10 protein-coding genes are annotated in these 11,528 nt (G+C 47.0%); all 10 read left to right on the forward strand.

Annotated features, from left to right (window positions below):
• The first annotated feature begins 66 nt into the window (after positions 1-66).
• Entirely contained in the window at positions 67-2,274 is a 2,208-nt protein-coding gene (pcrA, locus tag B3F51_RS12890) for a DNA helicase PcrA (RefSeq protein WP_070371558.1), read from the forward strand.
• 30 nt (positions 2,275-2,304) lie between these two features.
• Positions 2,305-4,296, forward strand: coding sequence for an NAD-dependent DNA ligase LigA (gene ligA / locus B3F51_RS12895; protein ID WP_414632378.1), 1,992 nt, complete (start codon positions 2,305-2,307; stop codon positions 4,294-4,296).
• A gap of 138 nt (positions 4,297-4,434) precedes the next feature.
• A complete protein-coding gene (gene gatC, locus B3F51_RS12900; protein ID WP_286947483.1) occupies positions 4,435-4,722 on the forward strand; it encodes an Asp-tRNA(Asn)/Glu-tRNA(Gln) amidotransferase subunit GatC in 288 nt (95 codons plus the stop codon).
• Positions 4,723-4,731: 9 nt separating this feature from the next.
• Positions 4,732-6,204, forward strand: coding sequence for an Asp-tRNA(Asn)/Glu-tRNA(Gln) amidotransferase subunit GatA (gene gatA, locus B3F51_RS12905; protein WP_286947486.1), 1,473 nt, complete (start codon positions 4,732-4,734; stop codon positions 6,202-6,204).
• Between the two features lie 3 nt (positions 6,205-6,207).
• Positions 6,208-7,644 carry an Asp-tRNA(Asn)/Glu-tRNA(Gln) amidotransferase subunit GatB gene (gene gatB / locus B3F51_RS12910; RefSeq protein ID WP_286946277.1) on the forward strand — a complete coding sequence of 479 codons (1,437 nt, stop codon included), beginning with the start codon at positions 6,208-6,210 and terminating at the stop codon, positions 7,642-7,644.
• A 106-nt stretch (positions 7,645-7,750) separates the two neighbouring features.
• Positions 7,751-8,509, forward strand: coding sequence for a ribonuclease PH (gene rph / locus B3F51_RS12915; RefSeq protein ID WP_286946275.1), 759 nt, complete (start codon positions 7,751-7,753; stop codon positions 8,507-8,509).
• Positions 8,510-8,522: 13 nt separating this feature from the next.
• Entirely contained in the window at positions 8,523-9,122 is a 600-nt protein-coding gene (gene rdgB / locus B3F51_RS12920; protein ID WP_286946273.1) for an RdgB/HAM1 family non-canonical purine NTP pyrophosphatase, read from the forward strand.
• Between the two features lie 56 nt (positions 9,123-9,178).
• Positions 9,179-9,664 carry a metallophosphoesterase family protein gene (locus tag B3F51_RS12925; protein WP_070371551.1) on the forward strand — a complete coding sequence of 162 codons (486 nt, stop codon included), beginning with the start codon at positions 9,179-9,181 and terminating at the stop codon, positions 9,662-9,664.
• Between the two features lie 26 nt (positions 9,665-9,690).
• Positions 9,691-10,596 (forward strand): ABC transporter ATP-binding protein, encoded by a 906-nt coding sequence (locus B3F51_RS12930; RefSeq protein ID WP_070371550.1) that lies wholly within the window; start codon positions 9,691-9,693, stop codon positions 10,594-10,596.
• Positions 10,597-10,604: 8 nt separating this feature from the next.
• Entirely contained in the window at positions 10,605-11,387 is a 783-nt protein-coding gene (locus tag B3F51_RS12935; protein WP_228880816.1) for an ABC transporter permease, read from the forward strand.
• Positions 11,388-11,528 lie beyond the last annotated feature (141 nt).

Consider the following 11,528-nt stretch of genomic DNA (forward strand, 5'->3'; position numbering starts at 1 on the left):
GTTAAGGCCCAATCAAGGCAGCAGAGCTTTCTTACCTACCGGTGAAATAAATATTTAGGAGAATACATGAGTTTATTAGACGGGTTAAACGCTCGACAGAGAGAAGCAGCAGAAACCATCGATGGGCCGCTATTAATACTGGCCGGGGCCGGATCGGGAAAAACACGAACCATTATCCATCGCATTGCCCATATTATTGAAACCGGACAGGCATGGCCTTCGCAGATTCTGGCCATCACCTTTACCAATAAAGCCGCCGGTGAAATGCGGGAACGAATTGCCAAAATGAATATCGAGGACAGTAAACGGATCTGGATGTCGACCTTCCATGCCATGTGCGCCCGGATCATGCGAAGTCATGCCCAATGGCTGGGTTATGATGATAATTTTGTTATTTATGATATGGACGATCAGAAACGATTGTACAAGAGCCTGATTAAAGAGTTGGGTCTCAACGACAAATATTTTACCAATCAGTTTTTAAGTGGTGAAATCTCCACTGCCAAGAATAATTTTGTCAGTCCTGACGCCTATTTGAAAGAAAATTCTGGAGATTTCAGAAAAGAAAAGGTTGCTGTTTATTATAAACGCTACCAGGAAAGCCTCAAAGCCAACAATGCGATGGACTTTGATGATCTGATCTACAATACCCTGGTATTATTTAAAGGCTTTCCCGAAATTCTGGAACAATACCAGAATCGCTTTAAATACATCATGGTTGATGAATATCAGGATACCAATCACAGCCAATACGAGTTGGTCAATATGCTGGCCGCCAAATATAAAAATATTTGCGTCTGCGGCGATGATGACCAGAGTATTTATGGCTGGCGGGGCGCAGATATCAATAATATTCTGGACTTTGAAAAAGACTATGCCAGTGCCCGGGTAGTTAAACTGGAAGAAAACTACCGCTCCACCCAAACCATCCTGGATTGTGCCAACAGTGTCATCGCCAGAAACACCGGTCGCAAGGAAAAGGCGCTGTGGACCAATAATGACGGCGATGAAAAAATTATGATTGCCTCTTTTAACCAGGGTTATGATGAAGCCCGGTTTATTGTGGATGAGATTAATGACACGATCAATAAAGGCCAGGGTATCTATGGCGATTTTGCCATCCTTTATCGAACCAATGCCCAGTCCCGGCTGTTTGAAGAAGCCCTGATGCGGGCCGGTCTACCCTATCAGCTAATCGGCGGAACCGGATTCTACTCCCGAACCGAAATCAAGGACATTATTGCTTATTTAAATGTCCTTAGCAATCCCAAAGACAATATGGGCTTTATGCGGATTGTCAATGTGCCGAAGCGGGGGATCGGTTCGGCAACCATTGAAAAGATTGCCGAATATGCCAATTTTAAAAGCTTCAGCCTGATGCAGGCCTTCCATCACGTTGAAGAAATTCCAGAGCTGAGCCCCAGTGTCAAAAATAAGGTTCGGGCCTTCAGTGAACTGATGAAAGAACTGGCAGCGATCCAGGAGACGGCCAGCTTAAGTGAGCTGATCGCAGCAGTGATTGAAAAAACCGGTTATCTGGAAATGCTGGAAACCGGAAAAATGGATAAGGGTGAAAGTCGACTGGAAAATCTTCAGGAACTGGTCTCCTCAGCCACCGACTTTGAGAAAAACAGTGATGACCAAAGCCTCAGCGCCTATCTGGAAACGGTGGCCTTATCGTCAGAAACCGATAAATACGATGGCGATCAGGGCAAGGTGTTGCTGATGACTTTGCATAACGCCAAGGGTCTGGAATTTCCGATTGTCTTTATCCCCGGCCTCGAAGAGGGGATTTTTCCCCATGGTCGAGCGATGGATTCCCCGGAGGATATTGAAGAAGAACGGCGCATCTGTTATGTGGGTATTACCCGGGCCATGAAACGGCTCTATATTTCCTGGGCCGCCGAAAGAACCCTCTATGGTCGCCGTCAATTGCAAACCCCGTCCCGGTTTTTAAAAGAAATGCCGGATGCGGTGTGTGTGGAGAATAAACAGCGTTACGAGCGCAAGCCGGAGATTGACATTGAAATGAAGAAAAATAAGACCTTTTCCGAACGGGTGACCCAGTCGAAGGTGGCGATCCGCAGAAATAATGCCAATGCCGTTAACCTGAACAACAGCCCCTCAGAAAATAATTTTGGACTGACCGATAAGGTTAAGCATAAAAAATTTGGCATTGGCACTGTGGTTGAGGTAAAAAGCAACATGATTTCGGTGGCCTTTCCGGGGGTCGGGATCAAAAAAATGGATCCGACCTTTGTGGAAAAAGCATAGTTAATAAGCAGTTAAGGATAGGAAATGCGTATGAGTAAAACCCGAATTGAAGACTTAAAGAAAGAAATTGAAGCTCATAACCGGGCCTACTATCTTGATGATGCCCCCCTGATTTCAGACTACGACTATGATCAGCTGATTAAGGAACTGATTGACTTAGAAACCCAAAACCCAGAGTTGATTACGCCGGATTCCCCGACCCAGCGGGTTGGTGGCAGTCCTTCTGAGGGCTTCGAGAAGGTGGTTTATAGTCGTCCCAAGCTGAGTCTCAGCAATGCCTTTGATGCGGCAGATCTCCGGGATTTCGACCGCCGGGTGCGGCAAACCTGTCCCGAAGCCACCTATGTGGTGGAATACAAGTTTGATGGGTTAACGGTTGTGCTCAATTATGAAAAGGGTCTGTTTGTCCAGGGGGCCACCCGGGGCGATGGGGTGGAAGGAGAGAATGTCACTACTAACCTCAAAACGATCCGGTCGGTTCCGCTGCGTCTTTTGGAACCGAGAACCCTGGAAGTCCGGGGTGAGGTGTTTATGGGCAAGGCTGATTTTGAAAAGCTGAATCAGCGGCGCCTGGCTGAAGCGGAAAGCCCTTTCGCCAACCCCAGAAATGCCGCCGCCGGTTCATTGCGGCAACTGGATCCCAGGCTAACAGCTTCCCGGCCGCTGGATATTTTTATCTTTAATCTGGAAGCGGCGGCAGGGTTTGAACCCAAAACGCATCAGGAGACGTTGAACTATTTAAAAAAGCTGGGTTTTAAAACCAGTGCGGTTAAAACCTTTAGCGATATCGAAGCGATTATTGACTATTGTAGCGAGATGGAAGTGGAACGACGGGAGTTACCCTTTGAGATTGATGGTTTGGTGATAAAAGTGGATCAATTAACCTATCGGGAGCAGTTGGGTAACACTTCAAAGAGCCCCCGTTGGGCGATTGCCTATAAATTTGCCCCGGATCAGGCACTTACCACCGTTGATGCCATCACCGTTCAGGTTGGCCGTACCGGCGCCCTGACCCCGGTGGCTGAACTTAGACCGGTATCACTGGCCGGGTCGGTGATTGCCCGGGCCACCCTCCATAATGAAGACAATATCCGTAATAAAGATATTCGCATTGGCGATCATGTGGTGATCCAGAAAGCCGGTGATGTAATTCCGGAAGTGGATCATGTGGTGTTTGAAAAGCGATCGGGCAACGAGGTGGTTTTTCAAATGCCAAAACGCTGTCCGGTATGTGACGAACCGACCTTCCGAATTGACGGAGAAGCGGTGACCCGATGCCTGAACATGGCGTGTCCGGCCCAGGTGTTTCGCAAACTGGTGCATTTTACCTCCCGGGATGCGATGAATATCGAAGGATTGGGGCCGGGGGTGCTGCGATTGTTGATGGACGAGCAGCTGGTGAGTAACCCGGTCGATATCTATCATCTCGATCACAAGAGAGCGCAGCTGGTCACCCTGGAAAAGCTGGGTGAAAAATCAGTTGACAATCTTCTGGCCGGGATTGAAGCCTCTAAAAAACGCGACCTGTCACGACTGATTTTTGGGTTGGGGATTCCCCTGGTGGGTGCCAGAGGGGCGAAAATTCTGGCAGAGCATTTTAAGACAATGGACAGTTTGATCCTGGCCCAGGCAGACGATCTCAAAGCGATTTTTGAGATCGGTGAAAAAATGGCTGCCGAAATCGTCGATTTTTTTCAGACCCCCACCAATCTTGAAATTATCAGCGGGCTTTCAGCGGCGGGAATCAATATGGTTCAGGAAACCGGTCAGGAGTCCCAGACCCTGGTTGGCAAGACCTTTGTACTCACCGGCACCCTGCCCACCCTCGACCGCCGGGAGGCCAAAGCCCTGATCGAAGCAAACGGTGGCAAGGTCGCTGGCAGCGTCAGCAAAAAAACCGACTTTCTTCTATCCGGAGAAAAATCCGGGTCAAAATACACCAAAGCACAGGAGTTGGGAATTACAATAATTGATGAAGATGCGTTTTTAGCTCTTGTCACAGGTGGTGGGTTTGATCTATAATGAAGGGTGATTTTTAGAATCAGACTGACAGCTTTGGCTGTTAACATAGCAAATCAGTGCATTTATAGTAAATAAAGTGCGTAAACAGTGACCAAAAGAATAAGATCGAAAGTCAGCAGCAAAGAAAGGATAAGAACTATGAGTTTAACACGAGAAGATGTCACCTACGTGGCCAATCTTGCCCGTTTGGAATTTTCCGAGGATGAAGTGACCGCTCTGGCCGACCAACTGGGAGCCGTGCTGGATTATGCCGAAACCCTCAGCGGACTCGACACCTCCCAAATTAAAGCCACTGAACATGTGTTGGCCGTCCAGAATGTGTTTCGGGAGGACGAAATCAAGTCCTGTCTGAGCAATGAAGAAGCCTTGGCCAATGCGCCGGAAAGCGAAGCCGGGTGCTTTAAGGTTCCCCGGGTTATGGAATAGGAGGCAATAATGGAATTATATCAAAAAACCATACATGAAATAAATGACCTTCTGGATAAAAAAGAAGTGACGGTTACGGAGGTAACCCAGGCGGTGGTTAACCGCATTAACGCCGTTGAAAAAAGTACCGATGCCTATCTCAGTCTCCAGACCGAAGTAGCATTGGAAATGGCTCAGGGGTTGGATGCCGAGCTGTCCGTGCGAGCCCAAGGGACCCCGCTGGAAGGGATTCCTTACGGACTCAAAGACAATATGTGCACCAAAGGGATCTTAACCACCTGTGCGTCAAAAATGCTGTATAACTTCAATCCGCCTTATAATGCCGAGGTTTACGACCGGCTTAGCGAAGCGGGGGGGATTTTGCTTGGAAAAACCAATATGGATGAGTTTGCCATGGGTTCTTCCACCGAAAACTCAGCTTACAAAAAGACCCGTAATCCCTGGAATTTAAACAAGGTGCCCGGCGGTTCCAGCGGCGGATCAGCCGTTGCCGTGGCAGCCGACACAGCCTTTTACACATTGGGATCAGACACCGGTGGATCGATCCGTCAGCCGGCAGCTTTTTGCGGAGTAGTGGGGATGAAACCAACCTATGGTCTGGTCTCCCGTTATGGTCTGGTAGCCTTTGCCTCATCACTGGATCAAATTGGACCGTTCACCAAGGATGTCGAAGACTGCGCCCTGGTGCTGAACGCCATTGTTGGTCATGATGCCAAGGATTCCACCTCTCTCAATCTGGGAAAAATCGATTATACCCAAAACCTCAAACAAGGGGTTAAGGGGTTAAAAATTGGCGTGGCCAAAGAATTTTTCGGCGAAGGTCTGCAACCGGAAGTCCGCAAAAGTCTGGAAGAGGCCATTGCCATCTATAAAACCCTGGGGGCCGAAATTGTCGATGTGTCTTTTCAGCATCTGGACTATGCCTTGTCCGCCTACTATATGATTTCCTCGGCTGAAGCCAGCTCCAACCTGGCTCGTTATGACGGTATTCGTTATGGTTTCCGGGCCGAAGAATACAGCGATCTGGTTGATCTTTACAAAAAAACCCGAAGCCAGGGTTTTGGCGACGAGGTAAAACGACGGATCATGCTGGGGACCTATGCCCTCAGTTCTGGTTATTATGACGCCTATTATAAAAAAGCCATGCAGGTGCGAACCATCATCAAAGCTGACTTTGATCAGGTCTTTGGTGGTTGCGATGTGCTGCTGACCCCAACTGCTCCGACCACTGCTTTTGGTATTGGCGAAAAAACCAGCAATCCGCTGGAGATGTATCTGACCGATATTTATACCGTACCGGTTAATATTGCCGGGATTCCCGGGGTTTCAATTCCCTGTGGCCTGGACAATAACGGGATGCCGATTGGGATGCAGCTGTTGGGGCCGATTTTAAGCGAAGAGACGCTGTTAAAAGCCGCATGGGCCTTTGAGCAGGAATCCGGTCTGACGAATTTAAAAGCACCATTGGGAACGGAGGTCTAAATCATGGAATATGAAATTGTCATTGGAATGGAAATCCATGTGGAGTTGGGCACAAAAACAAAGATATTCTGTTCGTGTCCAACCGAGTTTGGCCAGGATGAAAATACCCATACCTGTCCGGTGTGTTTGGGGATGCCGGGAGTCTTGCCGGTACTCAATGAAAAAGTGGTCGAATATGCGACCCGGGCCGGTCTGGCGCTTAATTGCGAAATTGCTCATTTTAGCAAGATGGACCGAAAAAACTATTTCTATCCGGATTTGCCCAAAGCCTATCAAACCTCGCAATTTGATTTACCGATCTGTACTGGTGGTGCAGTCGGCATTGAGGTAGACGGGGTTAAAAAAGATATCGGCATTACCCGCATCCATATCGAAGAAGATGCCGGTAAGCTGCTGCACGAATCGGCCGATGGAACCCTGTTGGATGTCAACCGTTGTGGCGTCCCACTGATTGAGATCGTCACCGAGCCGGATTTGCGCAGTGCCGAGGAAGCCCGGGCCTTTGCCGAAAAGGTTCGGAATATTCTGGAATATACCGGCGTTTCTGACTGTAAGATGGAACAGGGCTCGATGCGTTTTGACGTGAATTTGTCAATTCGGGAAAAAGGCTCCGAAGTGTTGGGAACCCGAACCGAAATGAAAAACCTCAACTCCTTCCGGGCACTGATTCGAGCGGTTCAATATGAAAGCAAACGCCAGATCATCGAGCTCAAAAAAGGTCGGGAAATCATCCAGGAAACCCGTAAATGGGATGATGCCAAAGGGGTTTCCTCATCGCTTCGAAGCAAGGAAGAAGCGCACGATTATCGCTATTTTCCGGAACCGGATCTGGTCCCGATTGTGCTGGAACCGTCATATATCGAAAAAATTAAAAGTGAACTGCCGGAATTGCCGGAAGCTAAAAAACAGCGTTATGTAGAAGAATATAAACTGCCGGAATACGATGCCGGGGTATTGACAACCACTGGTGTTACCGCCCGCTTCTTTGAAGAAGCGGTGGCGCTATATAACGAACCCAAACAGATTTCCAACTGGATGATGGTGGAAATTCCGCCGCTTTTAAAAGAAAATGAACAAAGCATGGAAACTATCACCATTACCCCGGCGCAACTGGTGGAACTTTTGAAACTGGTTAAGGATAAGGTCATCAGCGGAACCAGCGGTAAAGAAGTTTTAAAAGAAATGTTTATTTCCGGTAAAAATGCTGGAGATATCGTCAAAGAACAGGGACTGGCACAGATGAGTGATACCGGCGAACTGGAAGCCATCATCGAAAAAATTGTTGCCGATAATCCCAAATCGGTCGAAGATATCGGGGCTGGTAACGAAAAGGCGTACGGCTTTTTAACCGGACAGGTGATGAAGGCCACCAAAGGAAAAGCCAATGCCCAGGTTGCCAACGAAATTATTCGAGCGGTCGTTGCCAAACATCTGGCTTAGGATGCGGTAACACCGAATAGTATTAAAGAACAAGAATTTTTAACTAAGGGATTATTGCATCTTTGCAGTAATCCCTTAAAAAATAAGAAACAGAAAAAGGTAAGATATGGAAAATAGTGAAGAAATAAAAGCAACAGAGGCGATCAATCAACGGATTGACGGCCGGGAAGCCCACGAATTAAGACCAATCAGAGTCACCCGACACTTTATAAAAAATGCCCAGGGATCAGTGCTGATTGAAGTCGGCGATACCAAGGTCATATGCACTGCGATGGTTGAAGACAAGGTGCCGCCGTTTTTAAAAGGCCAGAAGAAAGGCTGGGTTACTGCTGAGTATGAAATGCTTCCGGCATCAACCAATACCCGCAAAAGCCGGGATCGGAATCGGGGCAAAATCGATGGCCGAACCATGGAAATTCAGCGCTTAATCGGTCGAAGTCTACGATCTGTCATCGACCAGACGCTACTGGGGGAACGAACCATCTGGATTGACTGCGATGTGATTCAGGCCGACGGCGGAACCCGGACGGCAGCAATTACCGGCGCATTTCTGGCCCTTCATGATGCCTTGTCAGGGTTGATCGCAGCCGGAAAAATTGCCGAAATGCCGATTACCAATTATGTTGCAGCCACCAGTGTCGGAATTTATCAGGGCGAAGCCATTGTTGATCTGTGTTATGAAGAAGATTCACATGCCGAGGTCGATATGAATATGGTGATGACTGAAGCGGGTGAAATCATCGAAATACAGGGCACCGGTGAAGAACGGCCCTTTAAAAAGGAAGAACTGCAAAAACTATTAGAACTGGGCGAAGCGAGTATCAAAGAAATTATCGCTTTCCAGAAAGATACATTACAGGATTAACGGGTAAATAATCATGAGAACGATACTGTTAGCGACTGGAAATCAGGATAAGGCCAATGAGTTGAAAGCGATGCTGGGCGATGATTTTGAAGTCATGACAATGACGGATATGGGGATTGATCTGGATATTATTGAAGACGGCCTGACCTTTGAAGCGAACGCATTGATCAAGGTTCGGGCCTTGCAGCCCTATGTTCAGGGCAAAGATCTGATCATTATGGGGGACGACTCTGGTTTGTCGGTAGACTGCCTAAATGGAGCCCCGGGCATCTATTCGGCCCGTTATGCTGGCGACAATGTCAGCTATGCTGACAATAATGAAAAACTCCTGAAAGAAATAGCCGATGTGCCGGAAGAAAAACGCGGGGCAGCTTTTATCACCGTGATCGCAATGATTTTGCCGGATGGTCGGGAGTTGACCTGTGAAGGACTGGTTCGGGGAAAAATTGCCAGTGACTATTGCGGCAGCGGGGGATTTGGCTATGATCCGCTGTTCATTCATGAAGCATCCGGACGTTGCTACGGTGACATGAGCAAGGAAGAAAAAAACCGCCTCAGTCATCGTGCCCTTGCCATTCAAAAGGCCCGGGAACTGCTGAATCAGGCACGATAAAAAACGGGCAATGGGGATTTTTATTTGTACGAAAAGACTAAGGGATGGGGGATAAAATGAAAATTGGCGTAATGAGCGATAGCCACGGCAATCTGAAAGCTGTAAAACAGGCTGTTGAGGAAATGGGTCCGGTGGATGTGATTATCCATTTGGGGGATTATGTGGAAGATGCGCTGTATCTGCGAACGATCACGAACGCCCCCGTTCACATCTTAAAGGGCAACTTGGACTCGTTTGCTGATCAGGGTAGTATGTCACTGGAAACCACATTAGGTGGGTTTAGAGTGTTTGCCTGTCATGGTCATAAACACGGGGTCAAGAATGATCTGCATCATCTATACTATGCCGGGTTGGAAAAGAGTGCGCAAGTGATTCTCTATGGACATACCCACCACGCTTACATTGAAGATGATGGCCAGGTGTTGCTGATGAACCCCGGTTCGGTAGGGGCACCCCGCTTGGATGATCCCGCAAGCTATGGGCTGATTACCATAGAAAAAGGGGAAATCGAGGCAAAAATCATCCCGCTTTGGAATGATTGATTGTAGCAGGGAAAAGGAGGCAAGCGATGCTCAGTGTAAGAGATGTATCAATGACCTATCAAAAGGGAAAAAAAGAGGCTTTAAAAAACATCAATTTAGAAATTGCTGAAGGGGAATTCACCGCCCTGCTGGGACAAAATGGGGCGGGTAAAAGCACCTTGATCAATATCCTGGCCGGTAATGTGAAAAAGACCCAGGGGAGTGTCAGCATCGGTGGTTACGATCTTGATAAGAAGGAACTGGAAACAAAAAAAATTATCGGCATCGTCCCCCAGGATACGGGCTATGATTTTGTATTTACTGTTGATGAAGCCTTAAAAAAACAATCCGGTTACTTTGGGATCAAAAACAACAAGGCCTATATCGATGAAGTTCTGGAGGCCTTGTACTTAACCGAAAAACGTAGTGCCCGCATTCGGGATCTGTCCGGGGGAATGCGCAGACGGTTTCTGATTGCCAAGGCGCTGGTTCATAAGCCCAAAATCCTGATTCTCGATGAGCCAACAGCGGGTGTTGATATTGAAATGCGCCATACCTTATATGATTTTCTGGTTAAGCTGCATCAGTCCGGAACCACGATCATCCTGACCACCCACTATATTGAAGAAGCTGAAAAGCTGTGCAAGCGGATTGTGATTATTGATGGCGGGAAAATTATTGCTGATGAACCCAAAGAAGAACTGATGGATGCCTTTTCCCGGGAGTCAATCATCGAGGTTCACTTTGATCAGGCGCTTAATCTGGCTGACTTTGATTTTTTAAGTGACTATCATCCGCATATTGAAGATAAAACCAGGCTGCAGCTGAAAGCCTCAAAAAAAGACTTGTCCAAAGTCTTTAGGCAACTATCGGAGAAAAACTTGGAATTCACCAATCTGGTGGTCGAAAGACCAAAACTGGAAGATATTTATTTAAATATCATTAAACATTAGGAGGGCAAATGAAAAGTAGAGTTTTTTATAACAGAGTTGGATTTGCAACCCTCTTAAATAAAGAAATCCATCGGTTTATGAAGGTTCCGGTACAGACAGTACTGGCGCCACTGATTTCGAATATATTATATATGCTGATCTTCGGGGGAATGCTGCAAACCAGAGAAGTTGGGATTGATGGAATTAGCTATCTCAATTTTCTGGTTCCCGGTTTAGCGACGATGGGAGCAATTTTTGCGGCCTTTCAAAATCCCGCTTTTTCAATGATCTCACAGAAATTTCAAAACACCATTCAGGATCTAAACAGCTATCCCATCTCACTGGCAGAAAAAATTCTGGCTTTTGTCTTTGGTGGAATGTTTCGCGGGGTGCTGGTGGGGATCCTGACTTATGTGGCGACGATATTTTTCGTGGGCTATGAAGTTGCATATCCAATCTTTTTTGTTCTCTCACTGACGGCAACGTCCTTTGTGTTTGCTTCGGTGGGTTTAATTGCCGGTCTTGTTTTAGATAATTTTGAAAAGATGAATTTTGCTTTGGCAATTATTATCACGCCACTTACCTATTTAGGAGGGGTCTTTTTTGAGGTTTCCAAACTACCGGGATTTCTGGCCAATCTAATCTATCTCAACCCGATCTTTCCGCTGGTTAATGTTTCCCGATACGCCTATATCGGCGTCTGTGAGGGTAATATCGTGATGCATGTTCTTTTGACAATGGGATTGCTGATCAGTTCATTTTTAATTGCGGCCTATATCTTCAAAAAAGGTGTTGGAATTAAAATCGTCTAAGCCTTGTTGCGGTTCAGACTGACCTGGTTTTGAGAGCCCATAAAAAGAAAAAATAATTAAAAAAGAGTTGACAACACTGCCTATTTCAAGTATACTAACACTTGTCTCTAAGAGAGGCAATGCGGGTGTAGCTCAGTGGTA

It is taken from the genome of Acetobacterium sp. UBA5834 (genome assembly GCF_002435675.1).
Classification (GTDB): Bacteria; Bacillota; Clostridia; order Eubacteriales; family Eubacteriaceae; genus Acetobacterium; species Acetobacterium wieringae.